Source organism: Pseudomonas sp. AL10 (assembly GCF_029960685.1).
GTDB lineage: Bacteria > Pseudomonadota > Gammaproteobacteria > Pseudomonadales > Pseudomonadaceae > Aquipseudomonas > Aquipseudomonas lactis.
In genome coordinates, this window is record NZ_JASBQZ010000007.1 from 23,598 (window position 1) to 45,077 (window position 21,480).

Here is a 21,480-nt window from a genome sequence, read left to right on the forward strand (position 1 = left end):
CTACTGCCCCGCTGTCAGCAAGGTTTCGACCTGCGCCAGTCGCTCCAGCGTCCCCACATCCACCCAGCGTCCTGCCATGTGCTCCCCCGTTACCAAACCTTTGGCCATGGCCGCGCGCAACAGCGGGGCCAACTTGAAGGCACCGGCGCTGCAACCCGCGAACAATTTAGGGTCGAGCACTGAAATGCCACTGAAGGTCAGGTTATCGGCACCGGGCGCGGCATCATGAAGCACACCGTGATCCAGGTAGAAATCCCCGCCCGACGGGTGGTGTGCAGGGTTGTCGACCATCACCAAGTGCGCCAGGCCCCGGATCGGCTGCTTGAGCTGGGTGAACTCGTAGTCTGTCCAGATATCGCCATTGACCACCAGAAATGGTTCGTCGCCCAACAGCGGCAACGCCTGGAATATCCCACCCCCCGTTTCCAGCGGTTCACCCTCTGGGGAGTAGCGGATGCGCAGACCAAACTGGGCGCCGTCGCCCAAGTAGTTTTCAATCTGCTGGCCTAGCCATGCATGGTTGATCACGATCTCGGTAAAGCCGGCCTTAGCCAAGGCTTCAAGGTGATACTCGATCAGCCGCTTGCCGCCGGCTTGCACCAGCGGCTTGGGCGTATGCAGGGTGAGCGGACGCATGCGTTCGCCCTTCCCCGCCGCCAGGATCATCGCCTTCATACGCTGGCCTCGGCAGGTTCGCGCAGACTGGCGAGTAACTCGCCCAGGTCACTCAACTCAGGTCGGTCGGCCAGCACCGCTTCTATATAAGCAAAGAAACGCGGCACGTCGGCCAGGTAGCGTGGCTTGCCGTCGCGGTGGCAGATACGCGAAAAGATGCCGATGACTTTGAGGTGACGCTGCACGCCCATCAGGTCGCTGGCACGCAGGAACTCTTCAAAGTCGTCCTGCACGGGAATCCCCAACTGCCCGGCACGCTGCCAATAGCCACGCTGCCATTCGCGCACGCGGGCCTGGGGCCAGCTGAGGAAGGCGTCCTTGAACAGGCAGGTAATGTCGTAGGTCACCGGGCCGTAGACCGCGTCCTGGAAATCCAGCACGCCAGGGCTCGGCTCACTGATCATCAGGTTGCGCGGCATGTAGTCGCGGTGCACCAGCACCTTGGGCTGGGCCAGGGCGCTGTCGATCAACTGCTGGCTGGAGCGTTGCCAGAGGGCCTGTTGCTCAGCATCGAGGTCGATGCCCAGGTGACGGCGCACGTACCATTCCGGGAACAATTCCAGCTCGCGACGCAATAACGCCACGTCGTAGCTGGGCAATGGGGCATCCATCGGCAATTGCTGAAAAGCCAACAACGCGTCGATGGCATCGGCAAATAATTGGTCGGCGTTTTCACCGTCAATCACGTCCAGATAGGTTTTTGTGCCCAGGTCATTGAGCAAAAGAAAGCCTCGGGGCAAATCTTCTGCATAAATTTTTGGCACATTTATTCCCGATTTCGCGAGCAAATGCGCGATATCGACGAAAGGTTTGCAGTTTTCCTGGGGGGGTGGCGCGTCCATGACGACGAACGTATGGGCACCGCCCTCCCATCGGAAGTAACGCCTGAAACTCGCGTCGCTGCTGGCCGCGGTCAATGTGGCCGGGGGCACGGGGCCCCAGTCCTGAGCGTTGAAGAGGATCGGCAACTGCTCATCCAGCCAGACTTCCAGCTGTTGTAAACGTAGATCGTGCTCGGGCATTACAAGGGTCTCCGACGGCGCTAGCCGTCAAGCGGGGCATGCTTTATTATCACGCATCTTTTTCAGACCATCGAGAGGCGTGCGGCCCAAACCGCGGGCAGATGGCACGCAGGAAGCCCGGACTAATAAGATGGCATTGAAATCCCCCGCGTTTCGTAGAAAATTTCCGTTGCTGGTAACCGGCAGTCTGCTGGCCTTGCAACCTTTCGCCACCTCATTCGTGGTCGCCGCGGAACAGTATGACTGCTCAGTCTCTGCTTCGGGTGCCTGGGATTGCGCGCCGAAGACGGCCGCCGCCCCATTGCCACCGCGCCCGGTGCATGACGGCGCTGCCGTCAGCTCGGCCAACAGCACGCCGCAAGGCAAAGCTGGCGGCAGCGTCGACGCCGAGCCCAAGACCATGCTGGTCACCGAGTCCAAGGGCCGTGGCCTGCGTTCGCGCAGTGCCGACTACAGCCACCTGGACTGGGTACCTCGCGACAAGCTGACCGCAGCACAGTTGGCCGAAACCGGCCCTTACTGCGGCGGCGCCTACATCGAGCCGATTCGTCCTGGCATGAACGACAAGACGAACAAGAGCGATGCACCGACCTTCATCGGCGCCAAGGCTTCTCGGTACGAGCAGGAGCAGCAGGTCGCTACCCTGGCCGGTGACGTGGTCATGCGCCAAGGCAGCATGCAACTGGAAGCAGACGAAGCCAGCCTGTACCAGGCTGAGAACCGTGGCGAACTAAATGGCAAGGTGCGCCTGCGCGACAACGGCGCCCTGATCGTGGGCGACCATGCCCAGGTCCAGCTCGACACCGGCGCCGCCCAGATCGACAACGCCGAATACGTGATGCACAAGTCACGCATCCGCGGTAACGCGCTGTACGCCAAGCGTGCAGAGAACGCGATCATCCGTCTCAAGGACGGTACGTACACCACCTGCGAGCCGGACAGCAACGCCTGGCAGCTCAAGGGCAACAACATCACGTTGAACCCGGCCACTGGTTTCGGTACGGCGACCAACGCGACGTTGCGGGTCAAGAACATCCCGATCCTGTACACCCCGTATATCTACTTCCCGATCGACGACCGTCGCCAATCCGGCTTCCTGCCGCCGAGCTTCAGCACGGGTAGCGAGACTGGCTTTACGCTGGTAACGCCGTACTACTTCAACCTGGCACCGAACTACGATGCCACGTTGTACCCGCAATACATGACCAAGCGTGGCTTGTTGATGGAGGGCGAGTTCCGCTATCTGACCAAGTCGAGTGAAGGGCAGTTTGGTGGGGCTTACCTCAACGACGATAACGACGAGCGGAAGAACCAGACCGACTACGAAAAGACCCGCTATATGCTCAATTGGCAGCATAAGGGTGGGTTGGATTCGCGTCTGACGTCGCAGGTGGATTACACCCGGATCAGCGATCCTTATTACTTCCAGGATTTGAAGTCGTTTGAGGAAGGGGTTGAGAGCCAGGATGCTCTGAACCAGCAGGGATCTTTGACGTATCGGGGCGACTCTTATCAAGCCCGCTTGAATGTCCAGGCTTATCAGCTGGCGACAATCACTCAAATCACACCGTATGACCGGTTGCCGCAGCTCACGTTGAATGGCCAACTGCCATTTCATCCGGGCGGCCTGGACTTCAGTTATGAAACCGAAGCCGTACGCTTTGATCGAGACCTGGAGAACGGTAACTTTACCGACGAAAACGGCTTGGTTTCGCGTCGCCTCGATACCAACGTTACTGGCTTGACCCGTGCAAACGGCACTCGTCTGAACCTTGCGCCAGCTGTTTCTTATCCGATGAACTGGTCCTACGGCTTCTTGACGCCGAAGTTGAAGTACGTTTATACCAAGTACGATCTTGACCTTGATGGTACGGGCAAGAGCCAAATGGCTGCCGGAGGTCAAACCTTCGAAAGCTCACAGGACCGTGCAGTACCTATCGCCAGCATCGACAGCGGCCTGTACTTCGACCGTAAAACCAATTGGTTCGGTAAAGACTACAACCAGACCCTCGAACCTCGTGCGTTCTACCTCTACGTACCGAATAAAGACCAGACCGAGATTCCTGTCTTCGACACCAGCGAGAACTCGTTCAGCTACTCCTCGCTGTTCCGGGATAACCGCTTCAGCGGCTCCGACCGTATCGGCGACGAGAACAAGCTGTCCTTTGGTCTCACCAGCCGCTGGATTGAAGAGAACGGTTTCGAACGTCAACGCGCTTCCATCGGCCAAGCGGTGTACTTCAAGGATCGTGAAGTTCAATTGCCTGGCATCGACGCCAAGACACGTGATGACGCTCACTCGAACGTATCTCCTGTCGCACTGGAGTACGAGTTCCGCTTCAACCGCGACTGGCGCGCCACGGCCGACTACAACTGGGATACCGAAAGCCATAGCCCTCGCTCCGGCAGCGCAATGTTCCACTATCAGCCGGAAGACAACCCGAACAAGGTCGTCAACCTGGGCTACCGCTATCGCAACGACCAGGTTGTCTACAACCAGCTGACCGGCAAATGGCAGTTCGGCGGTGACTTTGGCAGCCCGGGCCAAGAGAACTACGTGAAGGATTACTACAAAATCCAACAACACGACTTCTCGATGATGTGGCCGATCATTCCCCAGTGGAACCTGATCACCCGCTGGCAGTATGACTATGCCCGCAACCGCACCCTGGAAGCCTTCGGCGGTTTCGAGTACGACAACTGCTGCTGGAAACTGCGCGTCATCAACCGTTACTGGGTTTCTAACGACGAATATACGCAGATCGCCCCTCAGAACGAAAAGGGTGACCACGGGCTCTTCTTCCAGATCGTCCTTAAAGGACTCGGCGGCCTGACCGGCGCCAAGGTAGAGAGCTTCCTCGACAAAGGCATTGAAGGTTATCGTGAACGTGAAGACAAAGCTTTCTGAGTGTTTGCGCCCGCTAGTGCTGGGCGCGCTGTTCCTAGGTACTGTGTCGGCACACGCCGCAGTTCAACAGTTGGATAAAGTAGCGGCCATCGTCGACAACGACGTGATCATGCAGAGCCAGCTGGACCAACGGGTCAAGGAAGTTCAGCAAACCATCGCCAAGCGTGGCGGTGGTGTACCACCGAGCAGCGTTCTGGAACCCCAGGTACTGGAGCGTCTGATCGTCGAAAACCTGCAATTGCAGATTGGCGACCGTTCCGGCATCCGTATTTCGGACGAAGAACTGAACCAGGCCGTTGGCACCATTGCTCAGCGTAACAACATGAGCATTGATCAGTTCCGCGCCGCCCTGGCTCGCGATGGTTTGTCCTATGAGGACGCCCGTGACCAGATCAAGCGCGAAATGATCATCAGCCGTGTGCGCCAGCGCCGTGTGGCCGAACGGGTTCAGGTGTCCGAGCAGGAAGTGAAGAACTTCCTGGCTTCGGACTTGGGCAAGATGCAGCTCTCCGAAGAGTTGCACTTGGCCAATATCCTGATCCCAACCCCGGACGGAGCCAACTCCGAGCAGCTCAATGCCGCCGCCGCTAAAACCCAGGCGATCTACGAGCGCCTGAAAGCGGGTGCAGACTTTGCCCAGATGGCTATTGCTCAGTCCGGCAGCGACAACGCCCTTGAAGGCGGTGACATGGGCTGGCGTAAAGCCGCTCAATTGCCACCTCCGTTTGATCGCGAATTGAGCGCCATGGAAGTCGGCGGCATTACCCAGCCAGCACGCACTCCGGGTGGTTTCATCATCCTGAAGTTGCTGGAACGCCGCGGCGGCGAAACCTCGTTGAAAGACGAAGTCCATGTTCGTCACATCCTGGTCAAACCGAGCGAAATCCGCACCGAGGCCCAAACCAAGGAACTGGCACAGAAGATCTATGACCGCATTGAAAGCGGTGAAGACTTCGCCACCCTGGCCAAAAGCTTCTCGGAAGACCCAGGTTCTGCCCTTAACGGCGGCGACCTGAACTGGATCGACCCGAAAGCCCTGGTGCCTGAGTTCCAGCAGGTTATGGCCGAGACGCCACAAGGCGTATTGTCCAAGCCCTTCAAGACTCAGTACGGCTGGCATGTGCTGGAAGTGCTTGGCCGTCGCGCCACGGACAACACCACCCAGGCCCGCGAGCAACAAGCCCTGACCGTGTTGCGTAACCGCAAATACGACGAAGAGCTGCAAACCTGGCTGCGTCAGATCCGTGACGAAGCGTATGTAGAGAACAAGCTGCCAGGCGCCGAGCAAACAGGCACCGACCAGGCACCCCAGTGAAACCCCAGCGTTTCGCGGTGACACCCGGCGAGCCGGCCGGCATTGGTCCAGACCTGTGCCTGCTGCTGGCCTCGCAACCCCAGCCACACCCCCTGATTGCCATTACCAGCCGCGACCTGCTCCTTGAGCGGGCCGCGCAACTGGGTGTGGCCGTCAACCTGCTGGACGTGGCGCCGGGCAAATGGCCCGACCTTCCCGCCCCCGCCGGCAGCCTGTATGTGTGGGACACCCCGCTGCAAGCCAAAGTGGTTGCCGGGCAGTTGAACACGGCCAACGCGGCATTTGTGCTGGAGACGTTGACCCGTGCGGGCCAGGGCTGTATCGACGGCGACTTTGCCGGCATGATCACCGCACCGGTGCACAAGGGCGTGATCAACGAATCCGGCATCGCCTTTTCCGGCCATACCGAATTCCTCGCCGAACTGACCCATACCGCTCAAGTGGTGATGATGCTCGCCACCCGTGGCCTGCGCGTGGCCCTGGTGACCACCCACTTGCCGCTGCGTGAAATTGCCGACGCCATCACTGCCGAACGTGTGGAGCGTGTCACGCGCATCCTGCACAGCGACCTGCAACACAAATTCGGCATTGCCCAACCGCGCATCCTGGTCTGTGGGCTCAACCCCCACGCCGGTGAAGGCGGCCACTTGGGCCATGAAGAAATCGACATCATTGAACCGACATTAGAGCGCCTGCGCCAAGAAGGCATGGACCTACGTGGCCCATTGCCTGCAGACACTCTGTTTACCCCCAAATATCTGGAGCACTGCGACGCAGTGCTGGCGATGTACCACGACCAGGGGCTGCCCGTGCTGAAATACAAAGGCTTCGGCGCCGCAGTCAACGTGACACTGGGCCTGCCGATCATCCGCACCTCCGTCGACCATGGCACCGCCCTGGACCTCGCAGGCAGCGGCAAGATCGATACCGGCAGCCTGCACGTGGCCCTGGAAACCGCCTATCAGATGGCCGAGACCCGTATATGACTGAGCATTACCAACACCGGGCGCGCAAGCGCTTCGGGCAAAACTTCCTGCACGACGCTGGCGTGATCGATCGCATCCTGCGCTCCATTCATGCCAAGCCTGAAGACCGCCTGCTGGAAATCGGTCCGGGCCAGGGCGCGCTGACCCAAGGCTTGCTGGCCAGCGGTGGGCAACTGGACGTGGTGGAACTGGACAAGGACTTGATCCCGATCCTCAACCAGCAGTTCGCTGGCAAAGCCAACTTCAACCTGCACCAGGGCGACGCGCTGAAGTTCGACTTCAATAGCCTTAACGCCGCGCCTAACAGCCTGCGGGTAGTCGGCAACCTGCCCTACAACATTTCCACGCCGCTGATTTTCCACCTGCTGAATAACGCAGGGATCATTCGCGACATGCACTTCATGCTGCAAAAGGAAGTGGTGGAGCGCCTGGCCGCGGGCCCTGGCGGTGGTGACTGGGGCCGCTTGTCGATCATGGTCCAGTATCACTGCCGCGTAGAGCACCTGTTCAACGTCGGCCCGGGCGCGTTCAACCCGCCGCCGAAGGTTGATTCGGCCATCGTGCGCCTGGTGCCGCATGCCGTGCTGCCGCACCCGGCCAAGGATCACAAACTGCTGGAGCGCGTTGTGCGTGAAGCCTTCAACCAGCGCCGCAAGACCTTGCGTAACACCCTCAAGGCCCTGCTGAGCAATGCCGAGATCGAAGCCGCCGGCGTCGACGGCGGCCTGCGCCCCGAGCAACTGGACCTGGCCGCGTTCGTGCGCCTGGCTGACCAGCTTGCCATCCAGCCAGCGCCAACAGCGGAATAAGGTTCAACACCCTCCAATGTGGGAGCGGGCTTGCTCGCGAATGCGGTGTGTCAGTCAACATTTTCGTCAACTGATACACCGCATTCGCGAGCAAGCCCGCTCCCACAGGTTTAACCGCGTTTCAAGAGCCCAGACAGCATGTCTGGCCTAGTGCCCTCCTCTTGGCCTAGACTGACCCGCATCTGCTGTCCTTCGCTTTTAAGGCCTCTTGCATGTCCGATCCTCGTTATCAGATCGACGTCAGCGTCGTCACCCGCTTCCTGGCGGACCAATCGCAACCCGAACATAACCGCTTCGCCTTTGCCTACACCATTACAGTGAAGAACAACGGGCTGGTGCCGGCCAAGCTGCTGTCGCGCCACTGGGTCATCACCGATGGCGACGGCCAGGTCGAGGAAGTGCGCGGGGCAGGCGTTGTCGGCCAGCAGCCGTTGATCGACAGCGGCGCCAGCCACACTTATAGCAGCGGCACGGTGATGACCTCCAAGGTCGGCACCATGCAAGGCTCGTATCAGATGAAGGCCACCGACGGCCAACTGTTCGATGCAATCATCAAGCCCTTCCGCCTGGCCGTGCCCGGAGCCCTGCACTGATGGCGACGTACGCGGTCGGCGATCTGCAAGGCTGCCTGGACCCTCTCAAGCGCCTTCTGGAGCGCGCAGCCTTCGACCCGGCAAATGATCGCTTGTGGTTGGTGGGCGACCTGGTCAACCGCGGCCCACAGTCCCTGGAAACCCTGCGCTACCTCTATAGCCTGCGTGATTCTTTGGTATGCGTGCTGGGCAACCATGACCTGCACTTGCTTGCGGCCGGCAACAACATCGAGCGCCTCAAAAAAGGCGACACCCTGCGGGAAATCCTCGACGCCCCGGACCGCGCTCAACTGCTCGACTGGCTGCGCCGGCAAAAACTCATGCACTATGACGAGGACCGCAACATGGCCTTGGTGCATGCCGGTATCCCGCCGCAGTGGACGCTGAAAAAAGCCCTCAAGTGCGCCGCCGAAGTTGAAAGTGCGTTGGCCGATGACAACCTGTACACCGCTTACCTCGACGGCATGTACGGCAACGATCCGGTGAAGTGGGACAACGACCTCACGGGCGTGGCCCGCCTGCGAGTCATCACCAACTACTTCACGCGGATGCGCTTCTGTACGGCCGAAGGCAAACTGGACCTCAAGAGCAAGGAAGGCGCCGACACCGCCCTCCCCGGCTACAAGCCCTGGTTCGCCCACAAGGAACGCAAGACCCGTGACACAAAGATCATCTTTGGCCACTGGGCCGCGCTGGAAGGCAAGTGCGATGAACCCGGCGTGTTCGCCCTCGACACCGGTTGCGTGTGGGGTGGCGCCATGACCCTGATGAACATCGACACGGGCGAGCGCCTCGACTGCCAGTGCCAATCCCCCCTTTCCATTACCCAGCCGGCCGCCACCAAGCCATAGGAGCCCGCCATGACCGAATTCAAACGTATCCCCCCCGAACAAGCCCAGGCCCTGCGCGAGCAAGGTGCTGTAGTCGTCGACATCCGCGACCAGCCTACTTATGCCGCCGCTCACATCACCGGCGCCCAGCACTTGGACAACGTCAACATCGCCGACTTCATCCGCGCAGCCGACCTCGATGCCCCGCTGATCGTGGCCTGCTACCACGGTAATTCCAGCCAGAGCGCAGCCGCGTATCTGGTCAGCCAGGGTTTCTGCGACGTCTACAGCCTGGACGGCGGGTTTGAGCTGTGGCGTACGACCTATCCCGCGGAAATTTCTTCAGGCGATTCGCAATAATTTTTTTCACACCCCGCTACCCCGCGTGACGCTTGGGCTTGCGCCGTTTCTGACGAACGGCGCAGCCAAACTAATTACGCATCGCGCCTTGACCTCCCGGATTCCGAACTATCCTTAAGCGCAGGCCATCCGAATCAGGGGAGAGCCGGTACACCGGCGTACGGGTCATCGGTAGCGTTTCAGGGTGTTCTGGGGGGAAAACAGCCATTGGCGTGCGTCAATGGCTGCCAGCATCGACTGATTGATCCGGCGTCGGCTCCACGTATCGAGCGAGGTGACGACGTCATGAGTATTTTTAGCCACTTCCAACAACGCTTCGCGTCCACACAGCAGGAAGAACTCACGCTTCAGGAGTATCTCGAGCTGTGCAAACAGGACCGCAGCACCTACGCTTCTGCCGCCGAACGCCTGCTACTGGCGATTGGCGAGCCAGAACTGGTGGAAACCGCCAATAATTCGCGCCTGTCGCGGATATTTTCCAACAAGGTGATCCGCCGCTATCCGGCCTTTGAAGACTTCCATGGGATGGAAGAATGCATCGACCAGATCGTGTCCTACTTCCGCCATGCCGCCCAAGGCCTGGAAGAGAAGAAGCAGATCCTCTATCTGCTCGGCCCGGTCGGCGGCGGCAAGTCGTCCCTGGCGGAAAAGCTCAAGCAATTGATCGAGAAGGTGCCCTTCTATGCGATCAAGGGCTCGCCCGTCTTCGAGTCGCCCCTGGGCCTGTTCAACGCCACGGAAGATGGCGCGATCCTGGAGGAAGACTTTGGCATACCGCGGCGCTACCTCAACACCATCATGTCGCCCTGGGCCACCAAGCGCCTGGCCGAGTTCGGTGGTGATATCAGCCAGTTCCGCGTGGTGAAACTCTACCCGTCGATCCTCAACCAGATCGGCGTAGCCAAGACCGAACCGGGCGATGAAAACAACCAGGACATTTCAGCGCTGGTGGGCAAGGTCGATATCCGCAAACTGGAAGAATTCCCACAAAACGATGCCGATGCCTACAGCTACTCGGGCGCATTGTGCCGGGCCAACCAGGGCTTGATGGAGTTCGTGGAGATGTTCAAGGCGCCGATCAAGGTGCTGCACCCACTGCTTACCGCCACCCAGGAAGGCAACTACAACAGTACCGAAGGCCTGGGAGCGATTCCGTTTACCGGGATCCTGCTGGCCCACTCCAACGAATCGGAATGGCATACCTTCCGTAACAACAAGAACAACGAAGCCTTCATCGACCGTATCTATATCGTCAAGGTGCCGTACTGCTTGCGGGTCAGCGACGAAATCAAGATTTACGACAAACTGCTGTTCAACAGCTCCCTGGCCAAGGCCCATTGCGCGCCCGACACCCTGAAGATGCTTGCCCAGTTCACCGTGCTGTCGCGCCTCAAGGAGCCGGAAAACTCGAACATCTATTCGAAGATGCGCGTCTACGACGGCGAAAACCTCAAGGACACCGACCCCAAGGCCAAGTCGATCCAGGAGTACCGTGACACAGCCGGTGTGGACGAGGGCATGAACGGCCTGTCGACCCGCTTTGCGTTCAAGATCCTGTCCAAGGTCTTCAACTTCGACCCCCACGAAATTGCCGCCAACCCGGTGCACTTGCTCTATGTGCTGGAGCAGCAGATTGAACAGGAGCAGTTCCAGGCCGAAACCCGTGAGCGCTACCTGCGCTTCCTCAAGGAATACCTGGCGCCGCGCTACATCGAGTTTATCGGCAAGGAAATCCAGACCGCTTACCTGGAGTCTTACAGCGAGTACGGCCAGAACATCTTCGACCGCTACGTGCTGTACGCCGATTTCTGGATTCAGGACCAGGAATACCGCGACCCGGAAACCGGCGAAATCCTCAACCGAGTTGCCCTCAACGAAGAATTGGAAAAGATCGAGAAACCCGCTGGCATCAGCAATCCGAAGGATTTCCGCAACGAAATCGTCAACTTCGTACTGCGGGCCCGTGCCAACAACAACGGCAAGAACCCCACCTGGCTCAGCTACGAGAAGCTGCGGGTGGTCATCGAGAAGAAAATGTTCTCCAACACCGAGGACCTGCTGCCCGTCATCAGCTTCAACGCCAAGGCCAGCAAGGAGGATCAACAAAAACACAACGACTTCGTCACACGCATGGTCGAGCGAGGCTACACCGACAAACAGGTACGGCTGCTCTCCGAGTGGTACCTGCGGGTTCGCAAATCACAGTAAGGCAGCGGCAAGCGCACACTGCCAGGCATCCGGCCTGGCAGTTGACCGCTTGTCTCTAAGCTTCCAGCTCGCGGCTTGAAGCTTGTAACGTGAAGCTGCCCGGAGGGCTCCCCATGAGCTATGTGATCGACCGACGCCTCAATGGCAAGAACAAAAGCACGGTAAACCGCCAGCGTTTCCTGCGGCGTTACCGTGACCACATCAAAAAGGCGGTAGAAGAGGCCGTCAGCCGCCGTTCCATCACCGACATGGAGCATGGCGAACAAATCAGTATTCCCGGCCGGGACATCGACGAACCGGTGCTTCACCATGGTCGCGGCGGCAAACAGACCGTCGTGCACCCCGGAAACAAGGAATTTACCACCGGCGAACATATCCAGCGCCCACAAGGCGGTGGCGGTGGCAAAGGCCCGGGCAAAGCCGGCAACTCTGGCGAAGGCATGGACGAATTCGTCTTCCAGATCACCCAGGAAGAATTCCTCGAATTCATGTTCGAAGACCTGGAACTGCCCAACCTGGTCAAGCGCAACCTCACCGGCACCGACACCTTCAAGACCGTACGCGCAGGGATCAGCAACGAGGGCAACCCTTCGCGCATCAACATCATCCGTACCCTGCGCTCAGCCCATGCACGGCGCATCGCCCTGTCGGGCAGCAGCCGCGCCAAACTCAAGCAGGCCAAGGAAGAGTTGGCACGTTTGAAGCGTGAAGAACCGGACAACTTCGGCGATATCCAGGAAATCGAGGCAGAAATCGAAAAACTCAGCGCGCGCATTCACCGCGTGCCGTTCCTCGATACCTTTGACTTGAAGTACAACCTGCTGGTCAAGCAACCCAACCCCAGCTCCAAGGCGGTGATGTTCTGCCTGATGGACGTTTCCGGCTCCATGACACAGGCCACCAAGGACATCGCCAAGCGTTTCTTTATCCTGCTGTACCTGTTCCTGAAACGGAACTACGACAAGATCGACGTAGTATTCATCCGCCATCACACCAGCGCCCGAGAAGTGGACGAAGAGGAGTTTTTCTACTCGCGGGAAACCGGCGGCACCATCGTTTCCAGTGCACTGAAGCTGATGCAGGAGATCATGGCTGAGCGCTACCCCGCCAACGAGTGGAACATCTACGCCGCCCAAGCTTCCGACGGCGATAACTGGAACGACGACTCGCCGATCTGCCGGGACATTTTGATCAACCAGATCATGCCGTTCGTGCAGTACTACACTTACGTCGAAATCACCCCCCGTGAGCACCAGGCCCTGTGGTTCGAATACGAGCGCATCGGCGAAGCCTTTGCCGACACGTTCGCCCAGCAGCAACTGGTCTCGGCCGGCGATATCTACCCGGTCTTCCGTGAACTCTTCCAGCGCAGGTTAGTGACATGACCGCCAAAAAAGAGAACAAGCGCCAACCCATTTCCACTGGCTCCGAGTGGACCTTCGAACTGATCCAGGCCTATGACCGGGAAATCAGCCGTATCGCGGCGGGTTATGCCCTGGACACCTACCCCAACCAGATAGAAGTCATCACCGCTGAACAGATGATGGATGCCTATGCCTCGGTGGGCATGCCGCTGGGCTATCACCATTGGTCCTACGGGAAACACTTCCTCAGTACCGAGAAGTCCTACACACGCGGCCAGATGGGCCTGGCCTACGAGATCGTGATCAACTCCGACCCGTGCATCGCGTACCTGATGGAAGAAAACACCATCTGCATGCAGGCGCTGGTAGTGGCCCATGCCTGCTATGGGCATAACAGTTTCTTCAAGGGCAACTACTTGTTTCGCACCTGGACCGATGCCAGTTCGATCATTGATTACCTGGTGTTCGCCAAGCAATACATCATGCAGTGCGAGGAGCGCCACGGTATCGATGCGGTGGAAGACCTGTTGGACTCCTGCCATACGCTGATGAATTACGGGGTCGATCGCTATAAGCGCCCCTATCCTATTTCCGCCGAAGAGGAGCGCCTGCGCCAGAAGGAACGCGAGGAGCACTTGCAGAAACAGATCAACGACCTGTGGCGCACCATCCCCAAGCGCGCCGACAAGAACAGCGACAAAGACAATGCACGCTTCCCCGCCGAACCGCAGGAAAACATCCTGTATTTCCTGGAAAAGCATGCCCCGCTGCTGGAACCCTGGCAGCGCGAAATCGTGCGCATCGTACGCAAGATCGCGCAATACTTTTATCCACAGCGCCAAACCCAGGTGATGAACGAAGGCTGGGCTACCTTCTGGCATTACACCCTGATGAACGACCTGTACGACGAAGGCCTGGTCACGGACGGCTTTATGATGGAGTTCCTCACGTCCCACACCAGCGTGGTCTTCCAACCAGGCTTCGACAGCCCGTATTACAACGGCATCAACCCCTATGCGCTGGGTTTTGCCATGTACCGCGATATTCGCCGTATGTGCGAGCACCCCACAGAGGAAGACCGCCGCTGGTTCCCGGAAATCGCCGGCAGCGACTGGCTATCGACCATCAAGTTCGCCATGAGCAGCTTCAAGGATGAGAGTTTTATCCTGCAGTACCTGTCGCCCCAGGTGATTCGCGACCTCAAGCTGTTCAGCATCCTGGACGACGACCTCAAGGATGACCTGGTGGTGCCTGCCATCCACGACGAACCCGGCTACCGCATCATTCGCGAAACCCTGGCCGCGCAATACAACCTGGGTAACCGCGAGCCTAACGTGCAGATCTACAGCATCGACGTGCGTGGAGACCGTTCGCTGACCTTGCGTCACCAGCAGCACGACCGCAAACCCTTGGGCGAATCCACTGAGGAAGTGCTCAAGCACCTGCATCGGCTCTGGGGTTTTGATATTCATCTGGAAACCCTGCAGGGCGACCAGGTGATGAAAACCCACCATGTGCCACCGCGCAGCGATCATAACGACAACGACTACGGCCGCCTGGACATGGCCGTCGTTCATCTCTGAAACAGCAAAGCCTCCATTGGCCAGGCTCAGGCGTTATCCTGTGCCGCTAATGGAGGCTTTTTCATGAAAATCTACAAAGTCGGCGGCGCCGTGCGTGATCGCCTTCTGGGCATCGAGGTCACTGATATAGACCGTGTCGTCGTTGGCGCGACGGCCGAAGAGATGCTCGCCAAGGGTTATAAACCGGTGGGCGCCGATTTCCCGGTATTTCTCGACCCGAAGAACGGTGACGAATACGCCCTCGCTCGCACCGAACGCAAGAATGGCCGGGGTTACGGTGGCTTCATATTCCATGCGAGCCCCGACGTTACACTGGAAGAAGACCTTATACGGCGTGACCTGACCATCAATGCCATGGCAGAGGACGACGAAGGTAATCTGACTGACCCTTACTATGGCCAACGCGACCTTGAAGCGCGTATTTTGCGGCATGTTTCTCCTGCGTTCGCCGAAGATCCACTCCGAGTGCTGCGTGTTGCACGCTTCGCCGCGCGCTATGCGCCTCTTGGCTTCACAGTCGCCCCCGAGACCTTGGAGTTAATGCGCCAACTCAGTGAGTCAGGCGAGTTGGAGGCCCTTACCCCCGAGCGCAGCTGGAAGGAAATCTCACGGGCGCTGATGGAAGCTCAACCCCAGGTATTTATCCAAGTACTGCGTGACTGCGACGCACTGAAAACCTTGATGCCGGAGGTGGACGTGCTGTTCGGCGTGCCGCAGCCCGCAGCTCACCACCCGGAAATAGACACCGGCTTGCATACCTTGAGCGTGCTGCAGCAAGCAGCCCTGCACAAGCAACCGCTGAGCGTGCGCTGGGCCTGCCTGCTGCACGACCTGGGCAAAGGCCTGACGCCTGTGGATAAGTTGCCGCAGCACATTGCCCACGAACATCGCGGCTTGAAGCTGATCAAAGCGGTGAACGAGCGTTTCAAGGTGCCGAGGGATTGCCAGGAGTTGGCCTTGCTGGTGGGGCAATATCATACTCACGGGCATCGCGCGCTTGAACTCAAGGCCTCGACATTGCTGGAGTTGCTGCAAAGCTTCGACGTGTACCGTCGGCCGCAACGCTTTGAAGAGTTCGTGGTGGCCTGCGAAATGGACGCTCGGGGCCGCAAGGGTTTTGAGCAACGCAGTTATCCACAGGCCGATTACTTGCGCGCAGCGGCAAAGGCTGCACGCGAAGTGCCGGTAGCGCCGTTGTTGGAGAAAGGTTTCAAAGGCCCCGAACTGGGCGAGGCGCTCAAGCGTGAACGACTCAAAGCGCTTAAAGCCTACAAGGAACAGCAAAAGCCCCTGTAGGAGCGAGCTTGCTCGCGAAGAACCTCAACGATGACGCAGCGCCCTCAGGTTCTTCGCGAGCAAGCTCGGCGCCTACAAAAGAGCTTGTGGCGTGAGTGGCCGCCCCTGCCACTCGAACGCCACAGGTGCCAGCACCTGATCAATCTGCGCGTCTCGCCACAACTGGGCCATCGTCTTGCCGGCCTCAGGGTGCATACGCTGCGGCGCCATCATCGACAGCGGCCACAACACAAAGGCGTTTTTCAGAATTTCGGCTCGCGGTAGGACCAAGCCATCAAAATCGCCCACCAGATCGCCATACAACAACACATCGATATCCAGCGGCAGGCCTTTGCGGTCTGGCGCGTAGCGGCCATTGTCAGCCTCGATGGATTTCAAACGACGATCCAACTCCATCAACGGCAGGTCGGTATAAGCCGACACCACCAGATTGAAAAACGGCCCACTTTTGATCCCCACCGGCTGGCTTTCGAACACCGCCGAACAGCGCATATCCGTCAAGAAACCCGCCAACGCATCCAAGCCGGCACATAGACGAGCCTCGCGGTCGATATTGCTGCCAAGCCCGAGGTAAACATGAGTCAACGACATCCGCGCTCGATCTCCACGCCCACGCCCTTGGCAGCCGGTACCGCGCCGGGCTTGGTCAACTTGAGGTGCAACCAGGGAATCTGGAATTCACTCATCAGCATTTCGGCCAGACGTTCGGCGAAGGTTTCCACCAATTGGTACTGGGACTGCTCGGCAAAAGCCTGGATACGCGCAGACACCCTGGCGTAATCCAGTGCCAGGGTCAGGTCGTCACCGGCCGCGGCTGGGCGATTATCCCAGGCGAAGCTCAGGTCCAGGCGCAGGCATTGCCGGATGCCGCGCTCCCAGTCGTAAGCCCCGATTACGGTGTCGACTTCCAGGCCTTCGATAAACACTCTGTCCAAGCACTTTTCTCCGCAGCACGACAAGGGCGCGATGCCCCGTTAGAATCAGGGCGTCCTCGCCCGGAATAGTTAGCATGTTTTGGTCACTGGCGATTCTCGCCTACCTGCTCGGCTCGCTGTCCTTCGCCATTTTGCTCAGCCGCTTGACGGGAAATCCCGATCCGCGAATGAGTGGCTCAGGCAATGCCGGGGCCACCAATATGTTGCGCCTGGCCGGCAAGAAACTTGCCGTCCTGACCTTGCTGGGCGACGTCTGCAAGGGCCTGCTGCCCGTGCTGATCGCCAGCCTCGTCGGCCTTAGCTTGCAACAGCAAGCCTGGGTGGGCCTGTGTGCCGTCCTGGGTCACCTGTTCCCGTTGTACTTCCGCTTTCGCGGCGGCAAGGGCGTCGCCACGGCTGCCGGCATGCTGCTGGGCATTTACCCCCCTGCGGCGTTACTGGCCATGCTCGCCTGGCTGCTGACGTTCTACCTCACCCGCACCAGCTCGCTGGCCGCGCTGATTGCCACGCCGCTGACCCTGCCGCTGCTGGCCTGGCAGGAACCAGAAGCGCTGCTACCGATGAGCGTGCTGACACTGCTGATCGTCTGGCGCCACCGCGGCAATCTACGCGACCTGTTTGCCGGGCGCGAACGGCATTTTTAAATACCCCGCCTGGGCCCGGCGCCCTTGAACCTTACAACGGCGGCAATTGCTCCATCGGCCAGCGCGCCTGCACGCTGATCGCCAGGCTTTCGTGCTGTCCGGCCTGCAGGCGCTGGCAACCGGCGTAGGCGATCATCGCGCCGTTGTCAGTGCAGAACTCAGGGCGTGCGTAGAACACATTGCCATTCATGTCGCCGAGCATTTTTTCCAGGGAGCTGCGCAACGCCTTGTTGGCGCTGACGCCGCCTGCGATCACCAGCCGCTTCATGCCCGCCTGTTTCAGGGCGCGCTTGCACTTGATGGTCAAAGTCTCCACCACAGCCTGCTGGAACGCCAGCGCGATGTCGCAACGGGCTTGTTGGCCGTCGTCCCCGGCGCTGACGCTGTGCTGCCAGGTGTTCAAGGCAGAGGTTTTCAAGCCGCTGAAACTGAACATCAAGCCGGGACGATCACACATCGGCCGCGGGAAGGTATAGCGACCGGCAACGCCGTTCTCGGCCAGGCGGGCGATTTCCGGACCGCCAGGATAATTAAGCCCCATCATCTTCGCGGTTTTGTCGAACGCTTCGCCGGCAGCATCGTCCAGCGACTCGCCCAACAGCGTGTATTGGCCGATCCCATCCACCTGAACCAGCTGCGTATGCCCCCCCGAAACCAACAAAGCGACGAACGGGAACTCTGGCGGTGTTTTTTCCAGCATGGGTGCCAATAAATGGCCTTCCATATGGTGCACGCCAAGGGCAGGAATACCCCAGGCAAAGGCCAGCGCCTGGGCGCAAGAGGCCCCAACCAGCAGGGCTCCGACCAATCCGGGCCCTGCCGTGTAGGCGATGGCATCGATCTCGGTTGCCACACAGCCGGCCTCATCCAGCACCTGGCGGATCAGCGGCAGCATGCGCTTGACGTGATCGCGGCTGGCAAGCTCCGGCACCACGCCGCCATAGGCGCGATGCAGGTCGATCTGACTGAACAGTGCATCGGCCAAAAGCCCGCGTTCACTGTCGTATAGTGCGACTCCGGTTTCGTCGCAGGAGGTTTCAAGTCCCAGTACTAGCATGGGTTTGCGCCTTGTAGAGGCTGAATTCGAAGGCGCGCATAATAGTCGCCACTCCCCCTCCCGACTAGCGGTTTTCGATCAGAGGCTTTGCATTCCGGGCAATGAGGGGTTAACATCCGCAACCCTTAAAAACCGACGACCTCAGCCGCGAATTTTTTGCGACGAGAACGTTGATTCCCGGTAATGAAAGAAGGTAGCTCTGGATGCCAGCCGTCAAAGTAAAAGAGAACGAACCCTTCGACGTAGCTCTGCGTCGTTTCAAGCGCTCCTGCGAAAAAGCCGGTGTTCTGGCTGAAGTTCGTAGCCGCGAATTTTATGAGAAGCCAACTTCTGAGCGTAAGCGCAAAGCAGCAGCCGCTGTTAAGCGTCACGCTAAGAAAGTTCAGCGCGAACAGCGCCGCGCCGTTCGTCTGTACTAATACACAGACGTTCGTAGCAAGCTTCTGCCAAGCCCGGCCCTCAGCCGGGCTGTTGGCATTTGCGGATATCGCTTGATGCTTCACCGTCGACGCCGCACACGCGACCGAGACACTGCTTCACACGTCAGGGCTGGCTCTTTTGCCAGCGGTGCACGTCTCTTCTGACGAGCCTAACAAGGCTACTGACGAGCACACCTATTCTTCAAACAGACGATCAACCGTGTCGGCTGTGCCCATCGATGCGTTTCCGAGGCCGCCATTGGCCAAGACCGGACGCCCGGGCAACATTTCCATGCCGAAGACTGATCAGAAACTACCCTCAGTGAATATTCGGCAGATACACTTCCTGATGACCCATGCAGACGATGATGATCGAGCACTCCATACGTGCGCTTGAACACGTCACGGGCCCTCATTTACACGCAGTGATGACGAGAACGCCATGGCCGGGCTGATTCCCCAGAGCTTTATTGACGACCTTCTGAACCGCACCGACATCGTCGATGTTGTCAGCTCACGCGTACAGCTGAAAAAAGCCGGCAAAAACTACACCGCCTGCTGCCCGTTCCATAAAGAAAAAACCCCATCGTTCAGCGTCAGCCCCGACAAACAGTTTTATTACTGCTTCGGTTGCGGCGCGGGCGGGAATGCCCTGGGCTTCCTGATGGACCACGACAACCTGGATTTCCCCCAAGCTGTCGAGGACCTGGCGAAAGCCGCCGGCATGGAAGTGCCCCGCGAAGAAAGTGGTCGCCCGCACAAACCCCGGCAACCCACCGATTCGCCGCTGTATCCGCTACTGACCGCCGCTGCCGACTTTTACCGCCAGGCACTCAAGAGCCATCCGCAGCGCAAGGCCGCTGTCGACTATCTCAAAGGGCGCGGCCTCACCGGCGAAATCGCTCGGGACTTCGGTCTCGGCTTCGCCCCGCCGGGCTGGGACAACCTGTATAAGCACCTGAGCAGCGACACCCTCCAGCAAAAGGCCATGATCGATGCCGGCCTGCTGGTGGAAAACGCCGAGACCGGCAAGCGCTATGACCGCTTCCGCGACCGCGTGATGTTCCCGATCCGCGACAGCCGTGGCCGTATCATCGCCTTTGGTGGCCGCGTGCTTGGAGACGACAAGCCCAAGTACCTGAACTCCCCGGAAACCCCGGTATTCCACAAGGGCCAGGAACTCTACGGCCTGTTCGAAGCGCGCAAGAACAACCGCAACCTCGACGAGATCATCGTGGTTGAAGGCTATATGGACGTGATCGCCCTGGCCCAACAAGGCCTGCGCAACGCGGTCGCCACCCTCGGCACCGCCACCAGCGAAGAACATTTGAAGCGCCTGTTTCGCGTCGTGCCCAGCGTGCTGTTTTGCTTCGACGGCGACCAGGCTGGCCGCAACGCCGCCTGGCGCGCGCTCGAAGCCACGCTGTCGAGCCTGCAGGATGGGCGCCGCGCTCGCTTCCTGTTCCTGCCCGAAGGCGAAGACCCAGACACCCTGGTGCGTTCGGAAGGTACCGACGCGTTCCGTGCACGCATCAATCAACATGCGCAGCCGCTTGCGGATTATTTTTTTCAGCAACTGACCGAAGAGGCCGACCCGCGCTCCCTCGAAGGCAAGGCCCACATGGCCACCCTCGCGGCGCCGCTGATCGACAAGGTCCCGGGCGCCAACTTGCGCACACTGATGCGTCAGCGTCTGCTGGAGATCACTGGCTTGAGCGGCGAAGCCGTGAGCCAGCTGGTGCACAGCGCACCACAGGATGCACCGCCAACCTACGACCCCGGCATGGATTACGACGCCATGCCGGACTACGCTGACTTTCACCAACCTCAGGAGGCCTTCGCGCCCCAGCAGGAATGGACGCCGAAGAAGCCCGGCGCCGGCGGCAAGAAGTGGGACAAAAAGCCCTGGAGCAAAAACGGCAAACGCGGTGATCGCGATGAAGCCTACGCGCCACGCACACCCGTAGCGGTGGAAGCCCCCACACTGATTGCACTGCGCACACTGATTCACCACCCGCAATTGGCCGGCAAGGTTGAAAGTGCCGACCACTTTGCCAACGAGAGCAACACCTACGCTCAGGTGCTTATCGCACTGATCGAAGCCGTGCAGAAAAACCCTAAGCTAAACTCAATTCAGTTGATGGCTCGCTGGCATGGCACGGAACAGGGCCGTTTATTGCGGGCACTGGCGGAAAAGGAGTGGCTAATTGACGGCGACAACCTTGAACAACAGTTTTTAGACACCATTAATAGGTTATCCGCGGGTCAACACACTCAGACCCTCGACGAACTTATCAAGAGAGCGAGGCAGCCGGGATTATCGGCTGAAGAGCAAATTCAGATAGCAAAACAGATGCGCGACCTCTTAAAACAGAATGTTTACGCATCAAACCCGACCTCAGCTGGCGTGTGAGGTCATAGCTCGGGTATAATCCTCGGCTTGTTTTTTGCCCGCCAAGACCTTCAGTGGATAGGG

The 21,480-nt window shown here is 59.3% G+C and carries 19 protein-coding genes and 1 pseudogene; 15 read left to right on the forward strand and 5 right to left on the reverse strand.

Features of this window, described 5'->3' with window-relative positions:
- Together murU and QK296_RS09940 are read right to left on the reverse strand one after the other, a co-directional pair.
- Window positions 1-675, reverse strand: a complete 675-nt coding sequence (gene murU / locus QK296_RS09935) for an N-acetylmuramate alpha-1-phosphate uridylyltransferase MurU (RefSeq protein WP_192002857.1) — start codon at window positions 673-675, stop codon at window positions 1-3.
- On the reverse strand, window positions 672-1,697 hold the full coding sequence (locus tag QK296_RS09940; RefSeq protein WP_034133896.1) for a phosphotransferase: 1,026 nt from the start codon (window positions 1,695-1,697) through the stop codon (window positions 672-674). The genes murU and QK296_RS09940 overlap by 4 nt, the downstream gene beginning before the upstream one ends.
- Before the next feature lie 130 nt (window positions 1,698-1,827).
- Between QK296_RS09940 and QK296_RS09945 the strand changes: the two genes are divergently transcribed.
- From QK296_RS09945 to QK296_RS10000, 12 genes and pseudogenes are all read left to right on the forward strand, one after another.
- Window positions 1,828-4,605, forward strand: coding sequence for an LPS-assembly protein LptD (locus QK296_RS09945; RefSeq protein ID WP_282390868.1), 2,778 nt, complete (start codon window positions 1,828-1,830; stop codon window positions 4,603-4,605).
- Entirely contained in the window at window positions 4,586-5,920 is a 1,335-nt protein-coding gene (locus tag QK296_RS09950; RefSeq protein WP_137204231.1) for a peptidylprolyl isomerase, read from the forward strand. The genes QK296_RS09945 and QK296_RS09950 overlap by 20 nt, the downstream gene beginning before the upstream one ends.
- Window positions 5,917-6,906 (forward strand): 4-hydroxythreonine-4-phosphate dehydrogenase PdxA, encoded by a 990-nt coding sequence (pdxA, locus tag QK296_RS09955; protein WP_073844597.1) that lies wholly within the window; start codon window positions 5,917-5,919, stop codon window positions 6,904-6,906. Before QK296_RS09950 ends, pdxA begins: the two co-directional genes overlap by 4 nt.
- The gene (rsmA, locus tag QK296_RS09960) at window positions 6,903-7,715 is read left to right on the forward strand and encodes a 16S rRNA (adenine(1518)-N(6)/adenine(1519)-N(6))-dimethyltransferase RsmA (protein ID WP_003194724.1); all 813 of its coding nucleotides are present in this window, start codon (window positions 6,903-6,905) and stop codon (window positions 7,713-7,715) included. The genes pdxA and rsmA overlap by 4 nt, the downstream gene beginning before the upstream one ends.
- Before the next feature lie 18 nt (window positions 7,716-7,733).
- Window positions 7,734-7,826 (forward strand): annotated as a pseudogene (locus QK296_RS09965) (metal ABC transporter ATP-binding protein); the annotation flags it as partial.
- A 101-nt stretch (window positions 7,827-7,927) separates the two neighbouring features.
- On the forward strand, window positions 7,928-8,308 hold the full coding sequence (gene apaG / locus QK296_RS09970; protein ID WP_003194726.1) for a Co2+/Mg2+ efflux protein ApaG: 381 nt from the start codon (window positions 7,928-7,930) through the stop codon (window positions 8,306-8,308).
- On the forward strand, window positions 8,308-9,159 hold the full coding sequence (locus tag QK296_RS09975) for a symmetrical bis(5'-nucleosyl)-tetraphosphatase (protein ID WP_003194727.1): 852 nt from the start codon (window positions 8,308-8,310) through the stop codon (window positions 9,157-9,159). Before apaG ends, QK296_RS09975 begins: the two co-directional genes overlap by 1 nt.
- Before the next feature lie 9 nt (window positions 9,160-9,168).
- Window positions 9,169-9,498, forward strand: coding sequence for a thiosulfate sulfurtransferase GlpE (gene glpE / locus QK296_RS09980; RefSeq protein ID WP_003194730.1), 330 nt, complete (start codon window positions 9,169-9,171; stop codon window positions 9,496-9,498).
- Between the two features lie 285 nt (window positions 9,499-9,783).
- Window positions 9,784-11,706, forward strand: a complete 1,923-nt coding sequence (locus QK296_RS09985; RefSeq protein WP_003194732.1) for a PrkA family serine protein kinase — start codon at window positions 9,784-9,786, stop codon at window positions 11,704-11,706.
- Between the two features lie 113 nt (window positions 11,707-11,819).
- Entirely contained in the window at window positions 11,820-13,091 is a 1,272-nt protein-coding gene (locus tag QK296_RS09990) for a YeaH/YhbH family protein (protein WP_003194735.1), read from the forward strand.
- Entirely contained in the window at window positions 13,088-14,653 is a 1,566-nt protein-coding gene (locus QK296_RS09995; RefSeq protein WP_282390869.1) for a SpoVR family protein, read from the forward strand. The genes QK296_RS09990 and QK296_RS09995 overlap by 4 nt, the downstream gene beginning before the upstream one ends.
- A gap of 63 nt (window positions 14,654-14,716) precedes the next feature.
- The gene (locus tag QK296_RS10000; protein WP_282390870.1) at window positions 14,717-15,949 is read left to right on the forward strand and encodes a multifunctional CCA addition/repair protein; all 1,233 of its coding nucleotides are present in this window, start codon (window positions 14,717-14,719) and stop codon (window positions 15,947-15,949) included.
- Between the two features lie 72 nt (window positions 15,950-16,021).
- Here QK296_RS10000 and folK read toward each other — a convergent pair whose 3' ends face one another.
- The gene (gene folK, locus QK296_RS10005) at window positions 16,022-16,540 is read right to left on the reverse strand and encodes a 2-amino-4-hydroxy-6-hydroxymethyldihydropteridine diphosphokinase (RefSeq protein ID WP_282390871.1); all 519 of its coding nucleotides are present in this window, start codon (window positions 16,538-16,540) and stop codon (window positions 16,022-16,024) included.
- Window positions 16,531-16,884, reverse strand: coding sequence for a dihydroneopterin aldolase (folB, locus tag QK296_RS10010; protein WP_034133904.1), 354 nt, complete (start codon window positions 16,882-16,884; stop codon window positions 16,531-16,533). Before folB ends, folK begins: the two co-directional genes overlap by 10 nt.
- Window positions 16,885-16,958: 74 nt before the next feature.
- Between folB and plsY the strand changes: the two genes are divergently transcribed.
- On the forward strand, window positions 16,959-17,528 hold the full coding sequence (gene plsY, locus QK296_RS10015; protein ID WP_003194746.1) for a glycerol-3-phosphate 1-O-acyltransferase PlsY: 570 nt from the start codon (window positions 16,959-16,961) through the stop codon (window positions 17,526-17,528).
- A gap of 31 nt (window positions 17,529-17,559) precedes the next feature.
- Here plsY and tsaD read toward each other — a convergent pair whose 3' ends face one another.
- Window positions 17,560-18,585 carry a tRNA (adenosine(37)-N6)-threonylcarbamoyltransferase complex transferase subunit TsaD gene (gene tsaD, locus QK296_RS10020; RefSeq protein WP_034133905.1) on the reverse strand — a complete coding sequence of 342 codons (1,026 nt, stop codon included), beginning with the start codon at window positions 18,583-18,585 and terminating at the stop codon, window positions 17,560-17,562.
- A gap of 203 nt (window positions 18,586-18,788) precedes the next feature.
- Here tsaD and rpsU point away from each other — a divergent pair, with 203 nt between their 5' ends.
- Both rpsU and dnaG read left to right on the forward strand, forming a co-directional pair.
- The gene (gene rpsU, locus QK296_RS10025; protein WP_002551877.1) at window positions 18,789-19,004 is read left to right on the forward strand and encodes a 30S ribosomal protein S21; all 216 of its coding nucleotides are present in this window, start codon (window positions 18,789-18,791) and stop codon (window positions 19,002-19,004) included.
- A 442-nt stretch (window positions 19,005-19,446) separates the two neighbouring features.
- Window positions 19,447-21,417 (forward strand): DNA primase, encoded by a 1,971-nt coding sequence (gene dnaG / locus QK296_RS10030; RefSeq protein ID WP_003194750.1) that lies wholly within the window; start codon window positions 19,447-19,449, stop codon window positions 21,415-21,417.
- Window positions 21,418-21,480 lie beyond the last annotated feature (63 nt).